Genomic DNA, 25220 nt, shown 5'->3' with positions numbered 1-25220 from the left:
CCCTAGAACGGAATTTCGTCGTCGAGGTCCTGGCTGAAGCTTTCGGCCGGGCCGGTCATCTTGCGGGCGCTGCCCTGCTGGCTGCCGAAATCATTGCCGCCGGACCGGGCACCGCCGCCGGCACCGCGGTCAGCAGCGCTGTCGAGCATGGTGAGCGTGCTGCCGAAGCCGCGCAGGACGACTTCGGTCGTGTAGCGATCCTGGCCTTCCTTGTCCTGCCACTTGCGGGTTTCCAGCTGGCCTTCGATGTATAGCTTGGAGCCCTTCTTCACATAGCTCTGGACGATGCGGACAAGGCCTTCGCTCAGGATCGAGATCCTGTGCCATTCGGTCTTTTCCTTGCGTTCGCCGGTCGCCTTGTCTTTCCACGTCTCGGACGTTGCGAGCGTGAAGCTGGCGACCTGGCCGCCATTCTGGAACTGGCGGATTTCCGGATCCTGCCCAACGTTTCCGACAAGGATGACCTTGTTCACTGATCCTGCCATGTATCCATCTCCGCTCAAGCTTGTTTCATTATCGAATCTGTACTCTTCTACCGCGACTGACCCCGCCTGTCGCCTGCCCAGCCGTATTTCCACAGGTGAGGACAAAAAAGCAGCACGGCGCAGATGTTCACATTTTGTTCTTGTGGTCAAGCTGGACTCACGCCACACATAGAGCCTAGCAACACTCCCAATCCTGTTTCGTCACCGTAACGAGCTTCCTGCATGGCCCGACTAGAATCGCCTTTCATCCGCGTGCGCGGCGCAAAGGAACACAACCTCAAGAACATCGACGTGGATATCCCGCGCGGTGAGCTTGTCGTGATGACCGGGCTGTCAGGCTCGGGCAAATCCTCGCTGGCATTCGACACGATCTATGCCGAAGGGCAGCGGCGCTATGTCGAAAGCCTGTCGGCCTATGCGCGCCAGTTCCTGGAACTGATGCAGAAGCCGGACGTGGAAAGCATCGAGGGCCTGTCGCCGGCAATCTCGATCGAGCAGAAGACGACCAGCCGCAACCCGCGCTCGACGGTCGGCACCGTGACCGAGATCTATGACTACATGCGCCTGCTGTGGGCGCGTGTGGGCATTCCCTATTCGCCCGCCACGGGCCTGCCGATCGAAAGCCAGACGGTCACCCAGATGGTCGACCGGACGATGGCCCTGCCGGAAGGGACGCGCCTGTTCCTGCTCGCGCCGATCATTCGCGGCCGCAAGGGCGAATACCGCAAGGAATTCGCCGAACTGCTGAAGAACGGCTACCAGCGCGTCAAGGTGGATGGCGAGTTCTACGAACTGGAAGACGCGCCCAAGCTCGACAAGAAGTTCAAGCACGACATCGATGTCGTGGTTGACCGCGTGGTCGTGCGCGAAGGCATGGAGCAGCGCCTCGCCGAGAGCTTCGAGACGGCGCTGGGCCTGGCGCAGGGCATTGCGCTGGCCGAATATGCCGACCTCGAAGAGGGCGAGACCGAGCCCAAGCGGATCACCTATAGCGCCAATTTCGCCTGCCCGGTTTCAGGCTTCACGATTTCCGAGATCGAGCCGCGCCTGTTCTCGTTCAACAATCCGTTCGGCGCCTGCCCGACCTGTGACGGCCTTGGCAACCAGCTGAAGGTCGACCCCGATCTCGTGGTGCCGGACAAGGACCTCGACCTGCTGAACGGCGCCATCGCGCCCTGGGCCAAGTCCACCTCGCCCTACCAGACACAGACGCTGCAGGCCCTGTCGACGCATTACCGGTTCGACCTCAAGAAGCCGTGGAACAAGCTGCCGGACGCCGTGCAGCAGATGATCCTGCACGGCACCGGCGAGGAAGAGATCAAGTTCGTCTATGACGATGGCATGCGCCGCTACGAGGTGAAGAAGACGTTCGAGGGCGTGATCCCGAACCTCGAGCGACGCTATCGCGAGACCGACTCCGCCTGGGTGCGCGAGGAAGTCGCGAAGTTCCAGTCCGCTGCGCCCTGCCCGGCCTGCGGCGGCAAGCGCCTGAAGCCGCAGGCGCTGGCGGTGAAGATTGCCAAGCTGGATATTTCGACCGCTGCCGAGTTTTCGATCCGGGATGCCGGCGTCTGGTTCGGCAAGGTGTCGAAGACGCTGACCAAGCAACAGAACGAGATTGCGAGCCGCATCCTCAAGGAGATCAATGACCGGCTGAACTTCCTCAATGATGTCGGCCTCGAATACCTGACCTTGAGCCGCGGGTCCGGCACATTGTCGGGGGGCGAGAGCCAGCGGATCCGGCTGGCGAGCCAGATCGGGTCCGGCCTGACGGGCGTGCTGTACGTGCTGGACGAACCGTCAATCGGCCTGCACCAGCGCGACAATGCCCGCCTGCTGGAGACACTGAAGCGGCTGCGCGATCTCGGCAATTCCGTGATCGTGGTCGAGCATGACGAGGACGCAATCCTGACCGCCGACCATGTCATCGACATGGGCCCGGCGGCCGGTGTGCATGGCGGCGAGATCATTGCCGAAGGCACGCCTGAGCAGGTGCTGGCCAACCCCAACAGCATGACCGCCGATTACCTGAACGGCACGCGCGAGATCGCGATCCCGAAACGCCGGCCGGTGGAAAAATCCAAGCGCAAGGTCACGCTGAAGGGTGCGACCGGCAACAACCTGAAGAACGTCACCGCGACGATCCCGCTGGGCAGCTTCACCTGCATCACGGGCGTGTCGGGCGGCGGCAAGTCAACGCTGATCGTCGAGACGCTGTACAAGGCGCTGGCCCGCAAGCTGAACGGCGCCTCGAGCCCGCCACAGCCCTATGACAGCCTCGAGGGCCTCGAATATCTCGACAAGGTGATCGACATCAACCAGAGCCCGATCGGGCGCACGCCGCGCTCGAACCCGGCAACCTATACCGGCGCCTTCGGGCCGATCCGCGACTGGTTCACCGGCCTTCCGGAATCCAAGGCGCGCGGCTACAAGGCCGGGCGGTTCAGCTTCAACGTCAAGGGTGGCCGCTGCGAGGCCTGCCAGGGCGACGGCGTGATCAAGATCGAGATGCACTTCCTGCCGGACGTGTATGTCACCTGCGAGACCTGCAAGGGCAAACGCTACAATCGCGAGACGCTGGAAGTGCTGTTCAAGGGCAAGTCGATTGCCGACGTGCTGGACATGACAGTGGAGGACGCAGCGAAATTCTTCACGGCCGTTCCGGCGATCTCGTCAAAGATGGAGACACTGGTACGTGTCGGCCTCGGCTATGTGAAAGTCGGCCAGCAGGCCACGACCCTTTCAGGCGGCGAGGCCCAGCGCGTGAAGCTGGCCAAGGAACTGGCCAAGCGTGCGACGGGCCGGACGCTGTACATCCTCGACGAGCCGACGACCGGCCTGCACTTCGATGATGTGCGCAAGCTGCTGGAAGTGCTGCACGAGCTGGTCGATGCCGGCAACACGGTGGTCGTGATCGAACACAATCTCGACGTGGTGAAGACCGCCGACTGGGTGCTGGACCTCGGGCCCGAGGGCGGTGATGGCGGCGGCCGGCTGGTGGCAGCCGGGACGCCGGAAGACATTGCCGCCAACACGGAAAGCTGGACCGGCAAGTTCCTGGCCGAGACCTTCCGCCGGCAGGACGAGCGCCGCGCCGCCCGCAACAAGCGCGAGCGGGCGAAGACGCCTGCGGCTGCCGCGAAGGCCGTCGCGCCGAAGAAGGCCGCAAAACCGAAAGCCACCGCCAAACCGAAAGCCGCGGCCAAACCGAAAACGGTTGCCAGGTCCAAGCCGGCGGCCAAGCGCAAGTCGGGTGCCACCAGCGCCGCCAAATAGGGGCCTTCGCGCCAGCCCTTGCGCATTCCGCAGGGGCTGGCGCTCAAGCCTCCGGTCTAGGTGAACGTCTCGTCGATTGCCGGATTGCTGGCCCATTGAGGATCGGCCCGCGCCGCCAGTGCGGCAGGCCCCGAAAAAATGTGCATCCAGCAGGCCTGAAGGAAAATGAAGCCCACCATCAGGATGCCTCCGGGGATGATGATACCGGGCGCCGCCATCGCCGAGAAGATGGCTGTCGGATCATCCTCGATGCCGCTCATCACCGGCATCAGCGATGCGACCATGACAACGGCAAAGATCAGGTAGAACACGAAGAATACGACCATCATGATCAGCATGAGCACGATCCAGCTGCCGACAATGGCCCAGGCCTTGCCCTTCGTCACGCGCCAGGCCTGCCCGAACTGGATGCTTCGATCGCGAACCGTGAGTGCCGCCGCCGGAGAGAACCGCGCCGCCACCCAGAGTGCGAAAACCATGTAGGCGATCAACAGGATGAAGACCAGAAATCCGGCGAGAATGGCGCTTTCGCTCGACCCTATCGCGGCCACAACGCCGAAAATCAGGGCCATCACGAGGAAGATGCCCAGATAGAGCGCGATGAACAGGCCAAACCAGATCAGGCCGACAACCAGCAGGCGCCACTCGTCGCCGCCCAGCTGCAGGCGAAAACCTTCCGCCCGCATGTACCGGCGCTGGTTGGCACCTTCGAACAGCATCCAGAAGGCCAGGCCGAGCGGGAACATCAGCAGGTAGCCCAGAAGCATGCGGCCCACCTGCCCCGTCATGGCCGCTTCCATGGCAACCGGGTCGTTCATCATGTCCGGATTGAACATCATCCCGAACATCGGCCACTGCAGCCAGAGATTCACCGCCGACATCACCAGGTACAGGACCGCATAGGTGGCGCCGAATTTGAGCAGAAACCCCTTCGGGCCGCCCGTGCGCCGGAAATGGAACAGCGCATTGTCGAAATTGAACTCGAGATTCGGCATCCTTGGCTCCTCTTGCCTAATCGAAAACTGCCATCTGGGCGGCGTCGTCGACGCCGCCGCGGGGATCGTGCCGGGCTGCAAAGGCGGCCGGACCGCCGGTGAAATGCTGCAGCAGCCCAGACAGGAACAGCCGGAGCAGCGCGTAGATTGACAGAGGAATGACAAAGGCCGTCGACGTCAGCACGGCGGTCAGGTCGTCTGCCGACTCGACCGTTTCCAGACTCGGCATGGATGTCGTCATCAGGGCCATCTGAAGCACCTGGTCGATCACGCTGACGATGATGCCACCGCTCACGGCCAGGATCAGGTAGGCTCCGAGAATGGGCCAGAACCGGCCGCGCGACACGTTCCAGGCATCGAAGAAGACGATCCTGCGATCCTTGATCGTCATGGCGAAACAGGGCGCAAGCCGGGTCGCGAAGAAGACATAGACCGGGAATACCAGCAGCATCAGCCCGAACAGGCTGCCGATCATGGAAAAGGCCTGCCGCGCAATCACGTCTTCCGGGCTGTTGGACACAGACGCGCTGAGCAGTGATGCGATGCCGCCCAGCATGACGAACAATATCGGGCTGATGAACACCAGGTACATGAGGCTCCAGAGCAGGGCGACGACCATCATGCGCAGCTCGTCGCCGCCGAAACGCAGCGTGAACCCCTCATCGCGGATGTAGCGGCGCTGCGAGGCGGCCTCGAACATCGCCCAGAGCGCCCAGCTGCCGACGATGGAGAGAACCAGGAACGGCACGAGCGGCTTGAAGATGCCGGACAATGTCGCGGTGATGGATCCCGGAGCGTCCCGGTCGATGCCGGACCTGTCCAGCGCCCCGATCGACTCGATCACATCGCCGAACGTATTCCGGGTCAGGAGGACCATCACCCCGAAGAACAGTGTGAAGACGATGGCGTAGGCGGCCGAGAACAGCCACGGAAAAGATTGCGCATAGGCAGCGCGAAACGGGTTCGCCAACGCCCCTTCAAAGGAAAATCTCGTTGGCATCGTCCCGCCCCCCAACTCCGATTCCCTGCAGACTAGAGCGATTTAGGCGGCAGACGCAATCTCTTCGGTCGGACCGGGCGCCGGCGCCAGGCGCGGCAGGGCACTGACTGCGAGCCCGTGACCCGCCAGAATGAACGGCGCCAACAGGAGCGCGCCGATGCTGCCGCGCAGGAAACCGGCAACGGATCCGTCGCCGAGCACACCCGCCAGCGCGGCATTGAGGCCGACGGCGACGGCGAACGGCAATACATGGGTGCCCAGCGCCGCGAGGCCAAGGCGCAGGGCATGGCCCTTCGTCCACGGCCATGTCCGGAAGACAAGCGTTTCGCCGGACCTGACCGTCGCAGCGCCGACAAGCAGCAGGCGAATGGCGAAGAAACAGAGCGCCCACAGCCCCAGCGCGCAGGCAATCAGCAGCACGGCGCCATAGGGCGTTGGCAGCATGTCGCGGATGGCGGCCTGCACAATGGCCGGATCCGTCTCCGCGCCGAGATCGGTGCGGCCGGAGACTTCGAGCAGGATGCCCGGAAGGATACCCAGGAAGAAGACGATGAACACGCTAACGAACAGGAACGCGGTATAGATCGAGATATTGGCGTGTGCGAGCGAGAGGAAGCTGCCCGTCTGCTGTCCCAGCATCGTGCGATAGATGCTGAGCGACCAGGCCACGCCGGCGCAGAAGACCGCCGCCAGCAAGGCCAGCGCGAGGACAGACCCGCCACCGGATGCCGACTCCAGCGCGACCGTGTAAAGGCCGGACGCGAGGACGAGAGCGCCGAGCCAGCGCAGGCCCGGCACGAACGACCGCGCCGCAAGCCGCCAGGCCTCGGCGACCAATCCTGTTACCGGCAATCTGTCCGCCATCGTCCGGCTCCTCACTGCCCAGACACCTAACCCGCAAGTTGGCGGGCCGCAAACACCATCTTGACGCGCGGGACCGGCCTGCGCATGTCCCCTCCATGAGCATCAAACCCATACATATCATCGGCGGCGGCATGGCCGGGTCGGAAGCAGCCTGGCAGGCGGCAAACGCCGGCGTGCCTGTCATCCTGCACGAAATGCGCGGCGTGAAGGGCACGGAAGCCCACCAGACCGACCATCTGGCCGAGCTTGTCTGCTCCAATTCCTTCCGCTCGGACGACCATACGACCAACGCGGTCGGCGTTCTGCACGAGGAAATGCGCCGGGCGAACGGCCTGATCATCACCACCGCCGCCGACCACCAGGTGCCGGCCGGCAGCGCGCTGGCGGTCGACCGGGACGGTTTTGCCCAAGCCGTCACCGCGAAGCTGGAAGCGCACCCGCTGGTCACCATCGTGCGCGAGGAAATCACCGGAATTCCGCCTGAAGACTGGGACAGCGTGATCATCGCGACCGGCCCGCTGACGTCGCTGCCGCTGGCAGAAGCGATCCACGCGCATACCGGCGAAGGCGACCTGGCCTTCTTCGACGCGATTGCACCAATCGTCTATTTCGACTCGATCGACATGAACGTCGCCTGGAAACAGAGCCGCTATGACAAGCCGGGCCCCGGCGGTGACACGGCCGCCTACATCAATTGCGGCATGACCGAAGCGCAGTACAACGCCTTCCTCGATGCCCTGATCGCGGCGCCGAAGACCGAGTTCAAGGACTGGGAAAAGGACACGCCCTATTTCGAAGGCTGCCTGCCGATCGAAGTGATGGCCGAACGCGGGCGCGAAACGCTGCGGTTTGGCCCGATGAAGCCGGTTGGCCTGACCAATCCGCACGACCCGACCGTCAAGTCGCACGCCGTGGTGCAACTGCGCCAGGACAATGCGCTCGGTACGCTGTGGAACATGGTCGGCTTCCAGACCAAGCTGAAACATGGCGCGCAGACCGAGATATTCCGGATGATCCCGGGCCTCGAAAAGGCCGAGTTCGCGCGCCTGGGCGGCATTCACCGCAACACGTTCCTGAATTCGCCGAAACTGCTGGACGCGCAGCTGCGCATGAAATCCATGCCGCGCCTGCGCTTTGCCGGTCAGGTCACCGGCGTGGAAGGCTATGTCGAGAGCGCCGCGATGGGCCTGCTGGCCGGGCGCTTTGCCGCTGCCGAACGCCTCGGCCGCAGTCTTGCCCCGCCGCCGCCGACCACGGCGCTCGGTTCGCTGGTGCTGCACATCACCGGCGGCCACCTGCAGGGCAAACAGACCTTCCAGCCGATGAACGTGAATTTCGGCCTGTTCCCGGACATCGCCGACTATCCCAAGGTCGGCGAAGACGGCAAACGGCTGCGCGGCAAGGACAAGGGCCGCGCCAAGAAGCGGGCGCAGGCCGTACGGGCGCTGGAAGATGTTGATGCGTGGCTGGCCGGCGAAGCCGCGCTGGTGCCTGCGGAATAGAGGCTTTTCAGACCTGCCCGGTATTCATCGCCTTCATGATGCTGAGGCGCTTGGTGACCGGATTCGGGTCGCGCCCCTCGCAATAGAACTTGCGCAGGCGGAAATGCGCAATGGCCGGGCGAATGGGCTTCGGTGCCGGGGCGACATGCGGCCCGAAGGCCTTGGTGTCGCTGCGCCGGGTGGCGGCATAGGCCGGGGCCACGTCCTGAATCTCGGTTCCCCAACCGTGCGTGCCGGCAAGGACGCTGGCGGCCACGGCGGCAAGCCAGGCTTCCGGCTCGCGTGCACGGTCTTCGGCGTGGAAGGCGGCTTCGTACCCGTCGACCAGTTTCAATAGCGCGCCGACCTTCAGCCGCTGGCAGGCCACTTCCTCGTAGAGGGCAAGGCAGACATCATGGGCCCGGGGGGCCTGTTCGGCCTCGATCTCCTGCAGGGCATCGCGCCACCACTGGAAGCGGATGGCGCCGAGCGTGTCTTCAGAGACCGCAAGCCGGACGCGCGCCAGCTCGTAAGCCAGGGCATAGAGGGCGATCAGGCTGTGGCGATATTGCTCGGGCGCAAAACGGCTCGAGATCCACCGATCCTCGTCGACGCGCTTTACACGGGCATCGATTGCCTTCCACTGTGTTTTGCTCAAGGGGCTGGTCTCATTGGACATGGAACCCATATGTGGGAAGACGCGCTGATACACCAGTCAATCATATGCAAGAAAGGACACTGACATGGCATTTTCCCTTCCCGAGCTTCCTTATGGACGCGGAGCCCTCGCGCCGCACATTTCCGAGGAGACGCTGAACTATCACCACGGCAAGCACCACCAGGCGTACGTGACCAACCTGAACGGCCTGATCGAAGGCACTGACCTTGCCAACGCGTCGCTTGAAGAGATCGTCAAGAAAGCTGCTGGCGACAAGGCCAAGGCCGGCCTGTTCAACAACGCGGCCCAGGTCTGGAACCACACGTTCTACTGGCACTCGATGAAGCCCGGCGGCGGCGGCAAGCCAACCGGCAAGGTGGCGGCCATGATCGACAGCGACCTCGGCGGCTACGACCAGTTCGTGAAGGACTTCAAGGCAGCCGGCGGCGGCCAGTTCGGATCCGGCTGGGCCTGGCTCGTCCTGAAGGATGGCAAGCTTGCCATCACCAAGACCCCGAACGCTGAAACACCCCTGACAGACCCGGCCGCAACGCCGATCCTGACCATGGATGTCTGGGAGCACGCCTATTATCTCGACTACCAGAACAGCCGTCCGAACTATATGGACGCGTTCATCAACAACCTGATCAACTGGGACTTTGCCAACAAGAACCTTGGCTAGGCCTGACCCGGTGTCTGTCCCTCGGCCCTGCGTGGCCGGGGGACACGCCCTCCCATCCTGAAATCAAGCTGACGTATCAGGGAGCTGCCGCGACGCGGAAACCCGTCAATTCGTCACGAAAGGCGGTATCGTTCCGCCCGCGCGCAGCGATCCGCAGGTCTGCCGGGCTGGATATGTGCGACCCACCGCGCACGACATGCTGCTTGCACGGCGCCCCTTCGACGGCCCGGCCATCCAGCGGCGCATCCGCAAACGTGTTGACGTAGCAATCCTGAACCCACTCGCGCAGGCTGCCCGACACGCCGCGCAGGCCGAACGCGTTGGCCTCCAGGTCGCCCACCGGTTTCAGGTCCGGACCGGACGCCGCCTTGCCGGCATCATAGAGTGCCCCCCACCAGAATGGCGTCACCGTGCCGGCGCGCGCCGCGTATTCCCACTCGGCTTCGCTCGGCAGGCGATAGGTGCGGCCGGTTTTGGCCGACAGCCAGGCCACATAGCCCTGCGCATCCTTCCAGGACACCTTGGCCACCGGTTGCGATCCGCGACCGAGCAGGCCGGCGGGCGGGGAATAGGCCGCACACCCGGCATCGGCGACGCAGGCATCCCACTGGTCGAACGTCACCTCGGTTGCGCCAATCGCGAACGGTGCCATCGCAACCTTGCGAACCGGCCCTTCCCAGGCGTTGCGGGCCAGCTCGTCGTCGGGCGCGCCCATCATGAACGTGCCGCCGGCAATGTTCACCATGTCGGGGCACATGTCGCATTCGCGGAAGGTTGGATTGGCGACCGCCTCGGGCGGGGCTTCGACCACCGGCTCGATGACCGGTGGCGGCGGTTCGACGACGGCAGCGACGACAAGTTCCGCCGCAACAGGGTCGGCCGGCGCGGCGGCGCTGGCGACCTGGTCTCCCGGATAGGCCGGCAGCATCGCCAGCAGCGGCTGGACAAGGTCCGGTCGCAGCACATAGACGCCGACGGCCGTCATCAGCCCGAATGAAAAGGCCATCAGGTGCGTGACCAATACGGCCTTGCCCGAACGCCCCTTTGCCTCGCGATGCTTGCGCGCCCTGGCCGCCGCTTTCGCAACAGCCTTGGTCTTGCCCTTGTGCGCGAAACTGCCGCCGCCTTCGACGGGCTCGACTTCAAGCCGGTGACGGATGACCTCGACACAGGCCAACCAGCTGGGATCCGTGCGGTCACCGGTCCAGCCCGACAGGTCCGTTGACTGGATGAGTTCGAACATTACCGGGCGATCGCAGGGTTCGATCATCAGCGGCACGAGCGTGTTCTTGCGGGCGCCGATGGTCGCCTCGGCGCGCACCCAGCGCGACTTTACCGACCGGCTGGACCAGAGCACGACCACAGCGCGCGCCTTGTGCAGGCGCTCTTCGGTGATCTCGTCATAATTCTCGCCAGCCTGCAGGTTCATGTCCATCCAGACATCGAACCCTTCCTGCAGAAGGCCATCCACGATCCGCTGAGCAATCGGCAGGTCTTCTCTATTGTAGGATACAAATACGTCCGACATTCCACGCCCCCCGGAATATCGGTGGACTGTATGCGAACCTTGGGTGGCGCACAACACGCACGCGAACCGCCAGCCAGGGCCTTCGCCGGGCACCCGAAACACGGCAGGACTTGTATCAGACGCGCGCAGGGCCAAATATGGCTGATGCGTGCCTGACCTGCGTCTCTATACGCGGCGGCATTTTTGCACTATGTGCAGCGCAACAGACGCTCCGGGCTCAGGATTCGCCCGGCAAGGCTGCCATTCGGGCAGCGTCGGGTAATATCAACAATCCTTGGACTGGAAACACTTTGAACGACGTAACATTTGCAGATCTCGGCCTCGGGCCGAACGTACTGAAGGCTGTGGAAGAGGCGGGTTATACAATCCCGACCCCGATCCAGCTGGAAGCCATCCCCCTCGTCCTCGCCGGCCGCGACGTCACGGGCATCGCCCAGACCGGCACCGGCAAGACGGCCGCCTTCGTGCTGCCGATGATCTTTCGCCTGGCCCGCGGACGGGCCCGGGCGCGCATGCCGCGCTGCCTGATCCTCTGCCCGACACGCGAACTCGCGGCGCAGGTATCGGAAAGCTTCGAGAAATACGGCAAGTACCTGAAGCTCACCAAGGCGCTGCTGATCGGCGGCGTCAGCTTCAAGGAGCAGGAAGGCCTGCTGCAGCGCGGCGTCGACGTGCTGATCGCGACACCGGGCCGCCTGATGGACCAGTTCGAGCGCGGCAAGCTGCTGCTCATGGGCGTCGACTACCTGATCATTGATGAAGCCGACCGCATGCTCGACATGGGCTTCATTCCGGATATCGAGAAGATTGTCTCCAAGCTGCCGGCCAAGCGCCAGACGCTGCTGTTCTCAGCGACCTTCCCGACCGACATCCAGCGGCTTGCCAAGAGCTTCCAGATCGACCCGGTCAAGATCGAGGTCGCCCGCCCGACGGATGCGGCCCAGACAATCACGCAATACGTGGTCCACATCCCGACCAATGATGCGAAGGCCAAACGCACGGCCCTGCGCCGTGTGATCGAATCCCGTGACGTCAAGAACGGCATTGTCTTCTGCAACCGCAAGGTCGAAGTCGATGTTGTCGCGGCATCCCTGCAAAAGCACGGGCACGACGCAGCCGCCATCCATGGCGACTTGCCGCAGGCGTTCCGCACCGAAGTCCTGCAGCGTTTCCGCGATGGCGACCTGAAGCTGCTCGTTGCCTCTGACGTGGCAGCGCGCGGGCTCGACATCCCGGATGTCGGCCAGGTGTTCAACTATTCGCCGCCGCCCAAGGATGAAGACTATGTCCACCGGATCGGCCGGACTGGCCGGGCCGGACGCACCGGCGAGAGCTTCACGATCGTCTCTCCCGCGGACGAGAAATCATGGGGCTTCGTGCTCAAGATGATCCAGCAGGATGTCGCGGACTACATGCCCGACGGCCTGCTTGAAGAACTCGAGACGCTTCCGCCCGAAGAGCGGTCCAGCCGTTCCGGCGGCCGCGGTGGCCGCACGGCCAGCAGCAGCCGCAGCCGCGAACGCGGTGAACGCCCCGCACGAGGCCGTTCGCGGAACACCGCCGAGGCCGACGCCCCGAAAGCAAAAGCCGAAACGCCAAAAGCCGAAGTCGAAGCCCCGAAGGCAAAGGTCGCAGCTGAATCTGCCAAGCCGGAGCCAGCCGAAAAGCCGGCCCCGGCCGAGAAACCGAAGCGCGAGCGTGCACCGCGTGCGGAGCGAGCTGAAAAACCGGCCCGTGCACCGCGCGCAGGGCGTGAAGACCGGCCAGCCAGGGACCACAAGCGCAAGGATGACGACCCGATCCTGGCGCCGGCCCCGGAACGCGTCAAAGGGTTCGGCGACGACGTCCCGGCATTCCTGAAGCGCTAGCGATCATTCCGGCAGGGAGTCGACGCCCCGGCGTGCCCGGCGCTTGAGCACGAGGGCTTCGGACAGATCGGATTCCGGTTCCGGACGATCGAACGTGATCGTGAAACGGGTGCCTGATTCACCGGAGTCGATCCTGACATCTGCGGCGACGGATTTGGCCAGCGATTCAACCAGGATCATGCCGATCCCGCGAGACGAACGCCGATCCGATTCCGGTTCCGGCATCCCCACGCCATCATCCTCGACACGGATCGTGATCTTTTCGTCGGCGCCGTCGAGCAGCACCCTGATCGTGCCGGCATCTCGCCCCCTGAAAGCATACTTGCAGGCATTGGTGATCAGTTCGGTGACTGTCAGGCAAACCGATACCGCCTTGCTGACAGGCAGGATGATGGATCCGCGCCGGTCCCATTCGAGTCTGACGGCGCTGTCCAGCGAATAGGTCTCGACGATATTCTCGCACAGGTCCTGCAGCAGGATGACGCAATCGACCTCATTGTGCAGCCCCAGTTCGTAGAGGCTGCGGTGCGTGGCTGAAATCACCTCGATGCGCTGCTGGGTCAGGGCCAGCGTTTCGCGCGCCACCTCGTCTTCGATCCGGTGCAGCGGCAGCGAGATGATCGAGGACACGATCTGCAGGCTGTTGCGGACCCGGTGATTGACCTCGAACAGCAGGATGTCCTTCATCTCCAGTGCGCTGACCAGCGCCTGCTCCGCCTGAACGCGCTTGGTGTCATCGCGCATCGTGAGAACGGACCCGATCTGCTTTCCCTCGGCATTGAGGACAGGCCGCGCCGTACCGACAGCGATCACCACGGACCCGTCGGGCCGCTTGATCTTCCAGGGTTCCTCAATAACCAGTTCGCCACGATTCACGGCCCGCGCGAGCGGCAGTTCGTCCGGCGGGTATGGCAGGTCGTCCATCGTCAGCAATTCATAGGTCTGGGTATATTCCACGGTCGGCACATCAAGCCGCACCCGGCCGTGAATTTCCTCCGCAGCGCGATTGACGCTGATAATGCGGCCGTCCGCATCGGCCACGATGACGCCTTCGCCGAGTTGGTCGAGAACGACAGACTTGAACCCTTCAATTGAACTCAGCATCTACCCGCCTGTCTTCGTCAATCGAATGGTTATCCGGGAACGCACCCTGTCGCCGCTCGCGATGGATGATCGCCTAGCGCTTCAGTCGGGACTGGACCTGCTTGCGATATGTGTCGCCATAGGGCGGCCGGATCATTGCAAGCATTTCGCTGCCGGTCTGTGTGTAGACGGATTTCCTGTGGCTGAACTCGTAGAAGCCGTCGCGGCCATGATAGCTGCCCATGCCCGATGGCCCGACACCGCCGAATGGCAGGTCTTCCTGCGCGACGTGGAATATGACGTCGTTCACGGTGACACCGCCGGAGGTCGTGTTGTTCAACACCGTATCGCGTTCCGAGGAATCCTCGCCGAAATAATAGAGACCGAGCGGGCGCGCATTGGCGTTGATGTAGCCGATCGCATCAGCCGTCTCGCCATACGACTTGATCGGCAGGATGGGGCCGAAAATCTCGTCCTGCATGACGCGCATGTCGTCGGTCGGGTCGACAATGATATGCGGCGCAATCTTGTGATGCGGCTGTTGCGAAAAATTCTCGCTCATCGGATTGATTTCGATCACCTCGGCGCCCTTTTCACGGGCGTCTTCAAGATAGCCCATGATGCGGTCATAGTGGCGCTGGTTCACGATGGACGTGTAGTCCGGGTTGTCCTTCAGCCCCGTCGGAAACATTTTCTCCACCGCGCTTGTCGCCGCCGCCGTGAATTCCGCCGTCTTCTCGCGTGGGACGAATGCATAGTCGGGCGCCAGGCAGATCTGCCCGGCGTTCAGCGTCTTGCCCGCCATGATGCGGTTGGCCGCTTTCTGCATGTCGGCCGAGCGGCCCAGGATGACCGGGCTCTTGCCACCCAGTTCCAGCGTCAGCGGAACGAGATTGTCAGCGGCAGCCCGCATCACATGGCGCGCAACCGAGGTCGCACCCGTGAACAGGATATGGTCGAATGGCAGCTTGGTGAATTCCGCACCGACATCCGGCCCGCCGGTAATCACGGCAATCTCGTCGGCGTCATAATATTGTGCGATCACGGACTTCATCAGTTCGGATGTCGCTTCGGTGAATTCGGACGGCTTGATCATGCACCGGTTGCCGGCAGCCAGCACACCGGCCAGCGGTGTGAAGGTCAGGTTCACAGGGAAATTCCACGGGCTGATGACGCCGATCACGCCTTTCGGCTGGTACTGGATTTCCGCCTTCGAGCCGAGCAGGCCAAGCGGGAACTCGACCTTGCGCTTTTCCGGGCGCATCCATTTGTGCAGGTTCTTCTTGGCAAACTTGAGCGCGCTGATCGACGAGGCGATATCCGTGAACCCGGACTGGTCCTTCGACCGGTGGCCGAAGTCCTCGCACATCGCGTCATTGAACGCATCGCCGTGGGTGACCAGGAGGTCGATGGCCTTGTCGAGCCATTCAATGCGCCGGGCGGCGGATGGAATGCCGTCGCGCAGATGCGCGGCCTTTTGCCTGTCGAGGATGGTGCTCATGCCGCTGCCGGCTGTGCTGTCGAGGGCCATTTCCATTTTCTCCCGGTGTGCTTGTTCTGGTTGTGATGATTGTAGCGCGCGTTCACCGTTTAACAAAGGCGTTTGAATTGCCGCTGCGTGAGGCGTTCACTTCTGGGACAATCCAACTAGATTGGCGCCTCACATGTCAGGGAGTGCACACGATGGCCTACGAGAAGATTGCCTATGAACTCAACGGCGATACAGCCATCATCAGTTTCGACGACGCCGCCACGATGAATGCCTGCGGTGTCGATACGGCCCAGGAACTGCTGCACGCCTTCGACCGGGCCAGCGTCGAAGCCCGGTGCACGATCCTGACCGGCAAGGGCCGCGGGTTCTGCTCGGGCGCCAATCTCGGTGCCAACCCGGGCGGCGGCGCCGCGCCGACCTTGCCTGTATCCGGCCCGGACGCCGGGCGCGCGCTGGACACCCACTACAACCCCCTCATCCTGGCCATCCAGGACCATCCTCATCCGGTCATCACCGCGGTCAACGGGCCGGCCGCCGGAATCGGCTGCGCGATCGGCCTGATGGGCGATCTCGTGGTCTGCGGCAAGAGCGGCTATTTCCTCCAGGCCTTCCGCCGCATCGGCCTGGTGCCGGATGGTGGCTCGACCTACCTGCTGGCACGAACAATCGGCCGCGCGCGGGCCATGGAAATGACCCTGCTGGGCGAAAAGGTCCATGCCGAACAGGCATTGGCCTGGGGGCTGGTGAACCGCGTCGTCGAGGATGATGCCCTGATGGACACCGCCCTGCAGCTCGCAGCCCAGCTTGCCGCCGGGCCGACACGGGCGCTGGCACTGACACGCAAGCTTGTCTGGGACGCCTGCGACGGCGACTTCAAGGGCGCCTTGCGGGCGGAACGCCTTGCCCAGCGCACGGCGGGCCGTACGTCGGACTTTGCCGAGGGCGTGAAGGCATTCCTCGAAAAGCGGAAGGCCCAGTTCAAAGGCAAATAATCACGCACAGATTGAAGGATCTTTGAAATATTAAGAATAGGGTAAGCCATACGTGGCACTGTCCGCCCATCAGATTCAGGCTGGGGGGCGACTGGTTCATGGAATACCGATTGGTCCATTTCAATTGTGCGCGCCCGTTGGGCGCGTTTACATTTGAGAATGAATTCGTTCGGGTTTTCCTCGGTATCCTGCCCCGCATATTCAGCGACGCTGACACATTTGACGGGCTTCACTGGCACCGTCACGGCCTGCGCGAACCGACCGGAAAATGGCGTGACCTGTTCGAAGCCTTCCCCTATCCTGTAGAACTTGCTGCACCGGACGTGTGCACGATGGCGGGCTGGAAATCGATCGAGGACATGCGCACTTTCACCTATTCCGGCAAGACCCACGCGCCCGGCATGCGCCGGCTGCAGGACCAGCTCGACCGCACCCAGGGCCCCGGATTCGTGATGTGGTGGGCCCCCCGCCATGAGCGGTTCACGATGGAAGACGGCTGGCAAAGGCTGATGCACCTTCGCCGGTTCGGCTCTAGCACCTATGCCTTCTCGCTGGACGAGCCGCTCGCTCGTCCGAACGTGGCATGAGCGCACCACTCCGCTGGCTGTCGGCCTTCGTGCTGGCCTGCCTGGTGCTGGGCGCCTGCACGCCCGTGGCGCCGGCCCCTGAAAACGTGATCTATCTCGTGCGCCATGCCGAGAAGGAGGCAGGTGACAACCCGTCACTGACCGAGGGTGGTCATGCCCGGGCAGCGCAGTTGGCCGATGAGCTGGATGACGCAGGCCTGTCGCATATCTACTCGACCGATCTTGCCCGCACACGCGAGACCGCCGCCCCGATTGCCGCGGCGACCGGTCTTGAAATCGAAACATACGATCCAGGCGATCTTGCCGCGTTCGCCACCGTGCTCCTGGCAACGCCCGGCCCGACGCTGGTTGTCGGGCACTCGAACACGACACCCGACCTCGTGACCGAACTTGGCGGCGCTCCGGGAACACTGATCGACGAGGCCGCAGAATTTGACCGGCTCTATGTCCTGCGCATTCGCGGCAGCGAGGTCGACACCGAACTGCTGCGCTATGGCGCGCCCTATCAGCCCTGAGGCAGGCCGAGCCTGTAGACGCCCTTGAACGTGTCCAGGTTCTCGACCGGCTTGCCCTTGCGATAGATCGAGATCGTGCCCGCCTTGGCGAGGCGGACAGCTTCGGCGCGGACATCCTTCAGCACGCGCTGGAAGTTCTCTTCGCTGACGGCCCGCGCGGCCTGTTCGGCGCTGATCGTCTTGCCGACACCGCATTCAGCCGTCAGCGCGAGGATCGCCTCGCGCACCGCATTGTGACCGGGCTCGCTCACCAGTCGATCGCCGCATAGGCCAGTTGCTGGAACTGCGGACGCATCGGATAGGTCGATGACGGCATCAGCTGTGTCGCCTGGATGCCGATCAGTTCCTCTTCCGGATCGATCCAGAAGAAGGTTGATGCCAGCCCGCCCCAGCTGAACGTGCCTTCGCTGCCGGGCTGCTGCATGGCAATCGTGTCGGTATTGACGGACCCGCCAAGCCCGAACCCGACGCCGTCAGCCATGACCTCGGTGAATGTGGACTTGCCCATGTCACGCATCGTCTGGCCGCCGGGAAGGTGGTTCTGGCGCATGTACTCGACCGTTTTCGGGCTGAGGATGCGTTCACCATCCAGCGTGCCGCCGCGCAGCAGCATCAGGCAGAAGCGATGATAGTCGCGCAGCGTGGACACGAGCCCGCCGCCGGCATTCAGCAGCGCGGGACGTTTCGTGTAGAGCTTGGATGCCTTGCCGGCGCCATCGGCCAGCGTGGTTTCGCCGGTCTCGGCGTCCTTCTGGTAGCAGGCCATCAGGCGATCGATCTTCTCTTCCGGCACCCAGAACTCGGTGTCGTGCATGCCGAGCGGGCCGGTGATGCGCTGGCGGAAGAATTCATCGAGTTCCATGCCGGATACGATCTCGACGATCGCGCCGAGCACGTCGATCGAATGGCCGTACCACCATTCGGCGCCCGGCGAGCAAATCAGCGGCAGCTTCGCGAGGCGCTTCGACATCGCCTGCAATGTCTCGTCCGGCCGGCCGATTTTCTCCTTGCGGTAAATCGCATCCACGGGATGCTGCATCATGAAGCCATAGGTGATGCCGGACGTGTGCGTGAACAGGTCCAGCACCTTCATGGGGCGGTCGGGCTTGCGGGTCTTGATATTGTCCTTGTCGCCGCTGTCATAGACCATGACGTCGGCGAATTCGGGAATGTAGCGGCTGACATCATGGTCGAGACGCAGCTTGCCTTCCTCGAACATCATCATCGCCGCCACCGATGTGATCGGCTTGGTCATCGAATAGATGCGGAAGATCGTGTGCGGCCCGATGGGCTCGCCGCTGCCGAGGTGCGTTGTGCCGGAATAATCCTCCAGCGCAATCTCGCCGCCGCGCGACAGCAGCGTCGCCATGCAGGGCAGCTTGCCGGTATCGAGATAGCTCGTCTTGAAATAGGCGGGGATGGCGGCCAGCCGGTCAGGGTTGAGGCCGACTTCGTGCGGGTCGGTGGGGTCGTGTTCGAACATTTACAGGTTTCCTGCCTTGGCAGCCCGGGCGAGTTCCCGGGCGATGATGATCTGCTGGATCTGGCTCGTGCCTTCGTAGAGGCGGAAGATGCGCACATCGCGATAGAAGCGCTCGATGCCGTAGTCAGTGACATAGCCGGCCCCGCCGAATACCTGTACCGCGCGATCCGCGACGCGGCCGCACGCCTCAGTGGCGAACAGTTTCGTGCATGACGCGAGCATGGTGACATCCTCGCCCGCATCGCGCCGGCGCGCAGCGTCGAGGATCATGCAGCGGGCCGCATAGGTCTCAGCCTGGCTGTCGGCAATCATGGCCTGGATCAGCTGGTGGTCCATGATCGGCTTGCCGAACTGCTTCCGCTCCAGGGCGTAGTTGACCATTTCCTTGATGAGGCGCTCGGAGACACCGGTCGCCACGGCGGAGATGTGCAGGCGACCCTTGTCGAGCACGCTCATCGCCACCTTGAAGCCTTCACCCTCGCCCGCGATCCGGTTCGCCACCGGCACGCGCGCATTCTCGAAGATCACGTCGCAGATGTGGGCGCCCTGCTGGCCCATCTTCTTCTCGGGCTGGCCGACTGACACGCCGGGCGTGTTGCGCTCGACCACGAAAGCCGACACGCCCTTGGCGCCCGGCTTGGACAGGTCCGTGCGCGCCATGACCGTGAACAGGTCCGCCTTGTTGGCGTTGGTGATGTAGCGCTTGGTGCCGTTCAACACGTAATGGTCGCCGTCGCGGATCGCCTTGGTTGTCAGGCTGGCAGCGTCGGAGCCCGCTTCGGGCTCGGTCAGGGCAAAGCTCGCGATCAGGTCGCCGCTGGCAATGCCTGGCAGCCATTTCGATTTCTGCTCCTCGGTGCCGAACAGGACCAGTGCCTGGCTGCCAATGCCGATATTGGTGCCGGCGACGGACCGGAAGGCGGGCGAGGTGTGGCCGAGTTCGAACGCCACCAGGCATTCGGTTTCCATGTCGAGGGCCAGGCCGCCATATTCTTCCGGCACCGCAATGCCGAACAGGCCGAGCTGTTTCATCTCGTCCACGACGGACTGCGGAACGGCGTCATCGTCGGCCACCTGGGCCTCGATCGGCACGCATTTTTCGGTCACGAACCGGCGCACCTGCTCGATCAGGGCGGCGCGGATCTCAGCGTCGAAGGCCATCTGGAAGCTCCCGTAATTTCTTGTCCGGATTCATGATATGCCGTTGCGGCATGCTTGTCGAAGGGTGACCGTGCGGTATCAAGGCGAAAACGGAGGAACAAGCAGGAAATGATTGCGACCGAGGTCACAGAGGGCGAATTCAAGGGCTGGAAGACGTGGCCGGAAGAGCCGTTCGAGTACGAGGCGGCAGGGCCATTCTACCTGCGCACCGACGAGAAAGGCCCCGTGGCGGCGTTCCGTGCCGAGCGCAAGCACATGAATGCGGGCGGGGTCATGCATGGCGGCTGCCTGATGACCTTCGCCGACTTTTCCCTGTTCGCCATCGCCCATCAGGGCATGGAAGGCGTGTATGGCGTGACGGTCGCCTTCAATTCGGAATTCCTCGATGGCGCAATCGAAGGCGAACTGATCGAGGCGCGCGGTGAAGTGCTGCGCCAGGGCCGTTCGATCACATTCGTCCGTGGCATCATCACCGCTGACGGGCGCCCCGTCCTCAACTTCTCCGGAACGATCAAATTCAGAAAGCCGAAAACATGAGCCAGCCCCCCTATCAGGAACTTTCCCGCTCGATCAAAGGCAAGACCGCGCTGATTACCGGCGCCGCCAGCGGCATGGGCCGCGCCACCGCGCACCTGTTCGCGCGCGAAGGCGCCAATGTCGCCGTCACCGACCTGAACCAGGCCAATGTCGACATCGTGGTCGACGAGATCAGGGCCGCAGGGTTCGACACTGTCAAAGGCTGGGAACTGGATGTGTCCGATCCCGCCGCCATCAAGCGCGTCATCGACAATGCAGCCGCTCATTTCGGCGGTCTCGACATCCTCGTGAACAATGCCGGTTTCGCCAAAGCCGGCGATGTCGGCGAGGAGAGCTACGAGGACAGCTGGAATCCCAGCATCAATGTCATGCTGACGTCCCACCAGCGCGCCATCCGCGCCGCCCTGCCCTACATGCGCAAGAACGGCTGGGGACGCATCGTCAACATCGCCTCGACCGAAGGTCTCGGCGCGACGCCGGGCAACAGCCCCTATGTCGCCGCCAAGCATGGCGTGATCGGCCTGACGCGCGGTCTGGCCGTTGACCTTGGCCGCGAAGGCATCACGGTCAATTGCATTTGCCCCGGCCCGATCATTACCGGCATCACCGCAGGCATTCCTGACGAGCACAAGGAAATCTACGCCAAGCGCCGCGTGCCGCTGCGCCGTTACGGCATCCCCGAAGAGGTCGCCAACATGACGCTGTCGCTGGTCCTGCCGGCTGCGTCCTTCCTCAATGGCGTTCACATCCCCGTCGATGGTGGCATGTCCATCAAGAATGCCTGACGCCGCACTGCGCCCATGAAGCCCGTCCTCTCCGTGCTCGACCCGTCCCCCCTCTTCGAGGGCTGGGACGCGGCGGATGCCTTCGCCCAGACCGTTGCACTGGCAGAAGCGCTCGACGGGTCGGACTGGAGGGCCTTCTGGGTGCAGGAGCACCATAATGCGGCGAGCTTTGCCGGAACGGCGCCGGAAGTGCTGATGGCAGCCCTCGCCCAGCGCACGCAGCACCTGAAGATCGGGTCGGGCGGCGTCATGCTGCCGAACTATTCACCGCTGAAAGTGGCCGAGCAATTCTGTGCCTTGTCGGCCCTGACGCCGGGGCGGATCGAACTGGGGCTCGGCCGGGCCACGGGGTCGGACCCGCGCACCGCCGCCGCCCTGCTCGGGCCCGGCGCGGACAGCTTTCCCGGCATGCTGCGTCTGCTGATGGACTGGATGCTGGACGCCACCGGCGAGGTGCCGCTGCCGGCAGATCACCGCGCGCGGGGCATCCGTGTCGGCCCGCTTGGCCACAGGCCGGATGTCTGGATGTTGTCATCGTCCACGGAATCCGCCGCCTTCGCCGGGGCGATGGGCCTGAAGCTCGCCTATGCAGACTTCCTCGCGCCAGGCGGCGGGCCAGCGGCAATTGCGGCTTACCGTGCCAGTTTCCAGCCTTCGATCTTCGCGGCGATTCCGCATGCCGCGCTCGGCCTTGTCGGCCTTGCCGCCGATACCGAGGCGGATGCGCATCGCCTGTCCCGATCCAGCGTCGCATGGAACATCACACGGGCTGCCGGGGCCTTCGAGCCGTTCCCGCGAATGGACACGGCAGCCGAACAGCTCGCCACCGCCTCGCCGGAGGCGATCACCGCCGCCTCGTCCCACGGCATGGTCGGCGAGGCTGACAGGGTGGCCGGGCAACTGGTCAGCACCGCCCAGGCTGCGGCCGCCGACGAGGTCTTCCTGCTCACCATCACGGAATCGCTGGACGCCCGCATACGCAGCTACGAACTCATCGCGCGGGCAATGGCCAGGCTCTAGGCCTTCGCAAAGCCACGCGCTGTCATGGCATCGTACCAGCGGCCAAGGTGCGCGTGCTCCTTTTGCGGTTCCCACTTCATCACGCGGCAAAATCCGCAACCGACATAGAGCGTGATATCGGCAATCGAGAACCGGTCAGCGGCCACGAACTCATGTGTCGAAAGGTGCGCATCGAGCCTTTTCGCCATGGACCGCGCCGCCTTCTCGGACTTGGCAGCGGCTTCGGGGCTTTGCGGCACTTCCAGCGGCGCCATTGCCGGGTGGGCATTGCGGAACCAGCCGGCGAACTGGATAAAGAACATCAGCTCGATGCGGCGATCCCACATTTCGATCAGGGCCTTTTCCTTCGGGTCGCTGCCCATCAGGTTCGGCTCCGGAAAAATGCCTTCGAGATAGGTGCAGATCGCGCGGCTTTCGGTGATCGCCGTGCCATCGTCCAGGACCAGGACGGGCACCTGCGAATAGGGGCTGAGCTGGCGGTAGGCGTCCAGCTTGTGCTCGCCCTTCATGATCGAGACCTCCTCCATCTCGACGGCATCAAGCTTGCCCTTCGCGCGCAGGAAAAAGACGACCCGGTCTGGATTGGGCGCCATCGGGCTCTGGTACAGTTTCATCGGTTTTCTCCTAGAATGTCTTTCTCAATCCCAGCGTCGCGTTCAGCGGCTCGCCGGGGAAATACCGTCCGTTGCCGAAGGCGAGATCGGCGCGGTCCGCATAGGCTTCATCCGTCAGGTTACGCACGATCAGGAACACTTCGGTTCCTGCGTCGAACGTGTACGCCCCGCGGGCCGCAAGGATCGTGTGGCCGGGATAGGTCGCCGTGTTGGCCGGGTCCATGTAGTATTCGCCGACATGCTCGGCAGAAAGCGACAGCCGGAGCGCCTCTGTCGCCTGCCAGTCGAGCGCGACATTGGCCAGCCATTCCGGCGCCGTGTCGATCTCGTTGCCGTCGCGGATTGTCTCTGTGCCCGACCCGACGATGCGGTCGAACGTGTAGGTCTGGTCAGACCAGCTGGCATTGCCGTTCAGCACCAGCGTGTCCGTGATGCCGAACGCGGCGGTCGCTTCGACACCGACGTGGCGCGTCGAACCGTCCGGCACGTTGAGGCCATCGCTGTCACGGAAGAAGAAGTTCTCCTTGTCCATCCAGTAGGCAGCAACGTCGAACACGAGCCGTCCGTCTGCGGCACTTCCGCGCACGCCGATCTCGATACTGTCCAGCGCCTCGGTCTTGACCTCACCCGCCACCTGCAGGCTCTGCAGCCGGTAGAGGTCCGACGCCTGCGGCGCGCGTTCGCCCCGCGCATAGTTGATGTAATAGCTGATATCGCTCGGCGACCAGATCAGGCCGAGCTTCGGCGTCAGGAGATCGAATTCGTCGGTCCGGTTGGCGGCCACATTGAAACGGCCATTGATGCCGACCGGCGCATCGGTGGCATAGTCGTATTCATGCGTCTCGCCACGCAGGCCGGCGAGAATGCTGACATCGTTGCCAAGCGCCCATTCCGCCTCGCCCCACAGGGCCAGCATCGTCGTGTCCACCGTGAAGTCATAGTGGACGCCCTGCGGGAAACGCGTGTCGCCGGGGAAGAAGCCGAACGGATCCGGCTGGATTTCACGCAAGTATCCGCTCGCGACATCGACGTCAGCGCCGAGACGCAGGTCCAGCGCGTCGCTCGCCTGCCAGCCGTAACGCGCCATCAGACCGCCGCCCGTGTGGCCGTTTTTCTCGACGCCGCCATTCGGCAGGAAATGCTGCGAGAAGATCATCGCCTGCGAATGCGCATAAGGCGTCAGCACCAGCGTGCCCGGCCCCATTGCCCGCTCTGCCCGCGCACCGATGCGCGCCGACCAGGCATCGCGATAGGCTTCAGGGTTCGGGTTCATTTTCGAGAGATCGCGGTCCTTGTAACTGTCCGTGCCGCCGACATAGCCAGCCGATTCCTGGTTCAGGTTCGAGGCGGACAGCCACGGCGTGACGCGCCATCCGGCGAGATCATAAGCCCCGACGACCGACAGTTTCTGCTGGTCGACGCCGGTATTGTCGCGCCAGCCGCTATCGTGCTGCAGCGAGAGGCCGAGGCGCACATGGCGTCCCTCGTCGAGCGCCATGTCTGTGCGATAGCGCCCAAGCGTGCCATAGCTTGCGCTTGCGAAACTGCCATCGCCCGGCTGACCGAGAATGACATTCACAAGCCCATGAACGGCATTCGAACCATACTTGGCGCTGCCCGGCCCGCGCACCACCTCGATGGCGCTCGCCACTTCATGGTGCGGTTCCATCAGGCTGTTGACGTTGCCGAAGGCGGGCGAGCGCGTCGGCACGCCATTCTCGAGGATCAGGAAACTGCCCTGCCCGGCCCCGCCGGTCAGAACCGGCGAGCGAATGGCGATCAGGTGTTCCTGCCCGGAATTCATCTGCACGTTCACACCCGGCAGCGTATTGAGGATTTCGGCGGGGTGGTCGGCCAGCGTGTCGGCGATCGTCGCAGCGTCCGCGACAGCGTTGGAGCCCGGCTGGTCCGGCGTGCGGTCGCCGAAGACTGTGACGGGTTCGAGCGCCCGCGACGCATCTTCCTGCCCGCTCGCCTGCCCGGCAAGGCACGCGGCCAACACTGCAAGGCTGGCAGACGTCGCGATCAGACGGTGAAGCATGGAGCCTCCTTCGGCTAGGCTGGCCCCAGTCCTACGGTGAAGACCGCCACTTGACGAGCCCTCTCCAAGCGTC

23 protein-coding genes are annotated in these 25220 nt (G+C 63.7%); 10 read left to right on the top strand and 13 right to left on the bottom strand.

The genetic code is table 11. The annotated features are described in order from the left end of the window. Positions 1–2 precede the first annotated feature (2 nt). Positions 3–485 (bottom strand): single-stranded DNA-binding protein, encoded by a 483-nt coding sequence (gene ssb, locus HJO_RS17360; protein ID WP_035619586.1) that lies wholly within the window; start codon positions 483–485, stop codon positions 3–5. 222 nt (positions 486–707) lie between these two features. Here ssb and uvrA point away from each other — a divergent pair, with 222 nt between their 5' ends. Continuing rightward, positions 708–3761 carry an excinuclease ABC subunit UvrA gene (gene uvrA / locus HJO_RS17355; RefSeq protein WP_035619584.1) on the top strand — a complete coding sequence of 1018 codons (3054 nt, stop codon included), beginning with the start codon at positions 708–710 and terminating at the stop codon, positions 3759–3761. Between the two features lie 56 nt (positions 3762–3817). On the opposite strand, the gene HJO_RS17350 is transcribed toward uvrA, so the two are convergent. From HJO_RS17350 to HJO_RS17340, 3 genes are read right to left on the bottom strand one after another with little or no spacing between them, the layout of a single operon-like run. After that, on the bottom strand, positions 3818–4756 hold the full coding sequence (locus tag HJO_RS17350; RefSeq protein WP_035619582.1) for a hypothetical protein: 939 nt from the start codon (positions 4754–4756) through the stop codon (positions 3818–3820). Between the two features lie 16 nt (positions 4757–4772). Further along, positions 4773–5756 carry a hypothetical protein gene (locus HJO_RS17345; protein WP_156945859.1) on the bottom strand — a complete coding sequence of 328 codons (984 nt, stop codon included), beginning with the start codon at positions 5754–5756 and terminating at the stop codon, positions 4773–4775. Positions 5757–5798: 42 nt separating this feature from the next. Continuing rightward, entirely contained in the window at positions 5799–6620 is an 822-nt protein-coding gene (locus HJO_RS17340) for a hypothetical protein (RefSeq protein ID WP_156945856.1), read from the bottom strand. 95 nt (positions 6621–6715) lie between these two features. Here HJO_RS17340 and trmFO point away from each other — a divergent pair, with 95 nt between their 5' ends. Beyond that, positions 6716–8122, top strand: coding sequence for a methylenetetrahydrofolate--tRNA-(uracil(54)-C(5))-methyltransferase (FADH(2)-oxidizing) TrmFO (gene trmFO, locus HJO_RS17335; protein ID WP_035619573.1), 1407 nt, complete (start codon positions 6716–6718; stop codon positions 8120–8122). Between the two features lie 7 nt (positions 8123–8129). Here the strand turns inward: trmFO and HJO_RS18020 are convergent, their stop codons facing one another. Further along, on the bottom strand, positions 8130–8759 hold the full coding sequence (locus HJO_RS18020; RefSeq protein ID WP_162173861.1) for a squalene/phytoene synthase family protein: 630 nt from the start codon (positions 8757–8759) through the stop codon (positions 8130–8132). Between the two features lie 85 nt (positions 8760–8844). Here HJO_RS18020 and HJO_RS17325 point away from each other — a divergent pair, with 85 nt between their 5' ends. After that, on the top strand, positions 8845–9441 hold the full coding sequence (locus HJO_RS17325; protein ID WP_035619570.1) for a superoxide dismutase: 597 nt from the start codon (positions 8845–8847) through the stop codon (positions 9439–9441). Positions 9442–9517: 76 nt separating this feature from the next. On the opposite strand, the gene HJO_RS18015 is transcribed toward HJO_RS17325, so the two are convergent. After that, positions 9518–10969 (bottom strand): SUMF1/EgtB/PvdO family nonheme iron enzyme, encoded by a 1452-nt coding sequence (locus HJO_RS18015; protein WP_051618758.1) that lies wholly within the window; start codon positions 10967–10969, stop codon positions 9518–9520. Positions 10970–11259: 290 nt separating this feature from the next. Between HJO_RS18015 and HJO_RS17315 the strand changes: the two genes are divergently transcribed. Then, entirely contained in the window at positions 11260–12837 is a 1578-nt protein-coding gene (locus HJO_RS17315; RefSeq protein ID WP_035619567.1) for a DEAD/DEAH box helicase, read from the top strand. A gap of 3 nt (positions 12838–12840) precedes the next feature. On the opposite strand, the gene HJO_RS17310 is transcribed toward HJO_RS17315, so the two are convergent. Both HJO_RS17310 and HJO_RS17305 read right to left on the bottom strand, forming a co-directional pair. Further along, complete coding sequence (locus HJO_RS17310) at positions 12841–13941, bottom strand: sensor histidine kinase (RefSeq protein WP_035619564.1); 1101 nt, start codon at positions 13939–13941, stop codon at positions 12841–12843. 73 nt (positions 13942–14014) lie between these two features. Beyond that, a complete protein-coding gene (locus tag HJO_RS17305) occupies positions 14015–15451 on the bottom strand; it encodes a coniferyl aldehyde dehydrogenase (protein WP_035619602.1) in 1437 nt (478 codons plus the stop codon). A 152-nt stretch (positions 15452–15603) separates the two neighbouring features. On the opposite strand from HJO_RS17305, the gene HJO_RS17300 reads away from it, so the two are divergent. From HJO_RS17300 to HJO_RS17290, 3 genes are all read left to right on the top strand, one after another. Continuing rightward, complete coding sequence (locus tag HJO_RS17300; protein ID WP_035619560.1) at positions 15604–16404, top strand: enoyl-CoA hydratase/isomerase; 801 nt, start codon at positions 15604–15606, stop codon at positions 16402–16404. 98 nt (positions 16405–16502) lie between these two features. Further along, the gene (locus tag HJO_RS17295) at positions 16503–16991 is read left to right on the top strand and encodes a DUF3291 domain-containing protein (RefSeq protein WP_035619557.1); all 489 of its coding nucleotides are present in this window, start codon (positions 16503–16505) and stop codon (positions 16989–16991) included. After that, positions 16988–17506, top strand: a complete 519-nt coding sequence (locus tag HJO_RS17290) for a SixA phosphatase family protein (RefSeq protein WP_035619555.1) — start codon at positions 16988–16990, stop codon at positions 17504–17506. Before HJO_RS17295 ends, HJO_RS17290 begins: the two co-directional genes overlap by 4 nt. On the opposite strand, the gene HJO_RS17285 is transcribed toward HJO_RS17290, so the two are convergent. From HJO_RS17285 to HJO_RS17275, 3 genes are read right to left on the bottom strand one after another with little or no spacing between them, the layout of a single operon-like run. Then, positions 17497–17757 carry a DUF3253 domain-containing protein gene (locus tag HJO_RS17285; protein WP_035619553.1) on the bottom strand — a complete coding sequence of 87 codons (261 nt, stop codon included), beginning with the start codon at positions 17755–17757 and terminating at the stop codon, positions 17497–17499. The two genes, HJO_RS17290 and HJO_RS17285, sit on opposite strands and share 10 nt — an antisense overlap. After that, positions 17754–18989: a serine hydrolase domain-containing protein gene (locus HJO_RS17280; protein ID WP_035619550.1), complete on the bottom strand. Its 1236-nt coding sequence runs from the start codon at positions 18987–18989 to the stop codon at positions 17754–17756. The genes HJO_RS17285 and HJO_RS17280 overlap by 4 nt, the downstream gene beginning before the upstream one ends. After that, the gene (locus HJO_RS17275; protein ID WP_035619547.1) at positions 18990–20150 is read right to left on the bottom strand and encodes an acyl-CoA dehydrogenase family protein; all 1161 of its coding nucleotides are present in this window, start codon (positions 20148–20150) and stop codon (positions 18990–18992) included. It abuts the gene before it with no gap. A 108-nt stretch (positions 20151–20258) separates the two neighbouring features. Between HJO_RS17275 and HJO_RS17270 the strand changes: the two genes are divergently transcribed. Genes HJO_RS17270 through HJO_RS17260 form a run of 3 tightly spaced genes read left to right on the top strand, consistent with a single transcriptional unit; the run spans position 20259 to position 22492 of the window. Beyond that, complete coding sequence (locus tag HJO_RS17270; RefSeq protein ID WP_035619545.1) at positions 20259–20687, top strand: PaaI family thioesterase; 429 nt, start codon at positions 20259–20261, stop codon at positions 20685–20687. Beyond that, on the top strand, positions 20684–21472 hold the full coding sequence (locus tag HJO_RS17265; protein WP_035619543.1) for an SDR family NAD(P)-dependent oxidoreductase: 789 nt from the start codon (positions 20684–20686) through the stop codon (positions 21470–21472). The genes HJO_RS17270 and HJO_RS17265 overlap by 4 nt, the downstream gene beginning before the upstream one ends. A 15-nt stretch (positions 21473–21487) precedes the next feature. After that, positions 21488–22492, top strand: a complete 1005-nt coding sequence (locus HJO_RS17260) for an MsnO8 family LLM class oxidoreductase (RefSeq protein ID WP_035619540.1) — start codon at positions 21488–21490, stop codon at positions 22490–22492. On the opposite strand, the gene HJO_RS17255 is transcribed toward HJO_RS17260, so the two are convergent. Both HJO_RS17255 and HJO_RS17250 read right to left on the bottom strand, forming a co-directional pair. Then, positions 22489–23106 carry a glutathione S-transferase family protein gene (locus HJO_RS17255; protein ID WP_035619538.1) on the bottom strand — a complete coding sequence of 206 codons (618 nt, stop codon included), beginning with the start codon at positions 23104–23106 and terminating at the stop codon, positions 22489–22491. The genes HJO_RS17260 and HJO_RS17255 overlap by 4 nt on opposite strands. Positions 23107–23116: 10 nt before the next feature. Further along, entirely contained in the window at positions 23117–25147 is a 2031-nt protein-coding gene (locus tag HJO_RS17250; RefSeq protein ID WP_035619534.1) for a TonB-dependent receptor, read from the bottom strand. Between the last annotated feature and the right edge of the window lie 73 nt (positions 25148–25220).

It is taken from the genome of Hyphomonas johnsonii MHS-2 (assembly GCF_000685275.1).
Taxonomy (GTDB): Bacteria; Pseudomonadota; Alphaproteobacteria; order Caulobacterales; family Hyphomonadaceae; genus Hyphomonas; species Hyphomonas johnsonii.
The sequence above is the reverse complement of the archived record's forward strand: the minus strand, read 5'-3'. Positions and strand labels throughout refer to the sequence as shown.

Bases quoted from the DNA above. Each gene is read 5' to 3' on its own strand.
- ssb (WP_035619586.1), bottom strand. From the start codon at position 485: ATGGCAGGATCAGTGAACAAGGTCATCCTTGTCGGAAACGTTGGGCAG.
- uvrA (WP_035619584.1), top strand. From the start codon at position 708: ATGGCCCGACTAGAATCGCCTTTCATCCGCGTGCGCGGCGCAAAGGAA.
- HJO_RS17350 (WP_035619582.1), bottom strand. From the start codon at position 4,756: ATGCCGAATCTCGAGTTCAATTTCGACAATGCGCTGTTCCATTTCCGG.
- HJO_RS17345 (WP_156945859.1), bottom strand. From the start codon at position 5,756: ATGCCAACGAGATTTTCCTTTGAAGGGGCGTTGGCGAACCCGTTTCGC.
- HJO_RS17340 (WP_156945856.1), bottom strand. From the start codon at position 6,620: ATGGCGGACAGATTGCCGGTAACAGGATTGGTCGCCGAGGCCTGGCGG.
- trmFO (WP_035619573.1), top strand. From the start codon at position 6,716: ATGAGCATCAAACCCATACATATCATCGGCGGCGGCATGGCCGGGTCG.
- HJO_RS17325 (WP_035619570.1), top strand. From the start codon at position 8,845: ATGGCATTTTCCCTTCCCGAGCTTCCTTATGGACGCGGAGCCCTCGCG.
- HJO_RS18015 (WP_051618758.1), bottom strand. From the start codon at position 10,969: ATGTCGGACGTATTTGTATCCTACAATAGAGAAGACCTGCCGATTGCT.
- HJO_RS17310 (WP_035619564.1), bottom strand. From the start codon at position 13,941: ATGCTGAGTTCAATTGAAGGGTTCAAGTCTGTCGTTCTCGACCAACTC.
- HJO_RS17305 (WP_035619602.1), bottom strand. From the start codon at position 15,451: ATGGCCCTCGACAGCACAGCCGGCAGCGGCATGAGCACCATCCTCGAC.
- HJO_RS17300 (WP_035619560.1), top strand. From the start codon at position 15,604: ATGGCCTACGAGAAGATTGCCTATGAACTCAACGGCGATACAGCCATC.
- HJO_RS17295 (WP_035619557.1), top strand. From the start codon at position 16,503: ATGGAATACCGATTGGTCCATTTCAATTGTGCGCGCCCGTTGGGCGCG.
- HJO_RS17290 (WP_035619555.1), top strand. From the start codon at position 16,988: ATGAGCGCACCACTCCGCTGGCTGTCGGCCTTCGTGCTGGCCTGCCTG.
- HJO_RS17280 (WP_035619550.1), bottom strand. From the start codon at position 18,989: ATGTTCGAACACGACCCCACCGACCCGCACGAAGTCGGCCTCAACCCT.
- HJO_RS17275 (WP_035619547.1), bottom strand. From the start codon at position 20,150: ATGGCCTTCGACGCTGAGATCCGCGCCGCCCTGATCGAGCAGGTGCGC.
- HJO_RS17270 (WP_035619545.1), top strand. From the start codon at position 20,259: ATGATTGCGACCGAGGTCACAGAGGGCGAATTCAAGGGCTGGAAGACG.
- HJO_RS17265 (WP_035619543.1), top strand. From the start codon at position 20,684: ATGAGCCAGCCCCCCTATCAGGAACTTTCCCGCTCGATCAAAGGCAAG.
- HJO_RS17260 (WP_035619540.1), top strand. From the start codon at position 21,488: ATGAAGCCCGTCCTCTCCGTGCTCGACCCGTCCCCCCTCTTCGAGGGC.
- HJO_RS17255 (WP_035619538.1), bottom strand. From the start codon at position 23,106: ATGAAACTGTACCAGAGCCCGATGGCGCCCAATCCAGACCGGGTCGTC.
- HJO_RS17250 (WP_035619534.1), bottom strand. From the start codon at position 25,147: ATGCTTCACCGTCTGATCGCGACGTCTGCCAGCCTTGCAGTGTTGGCC.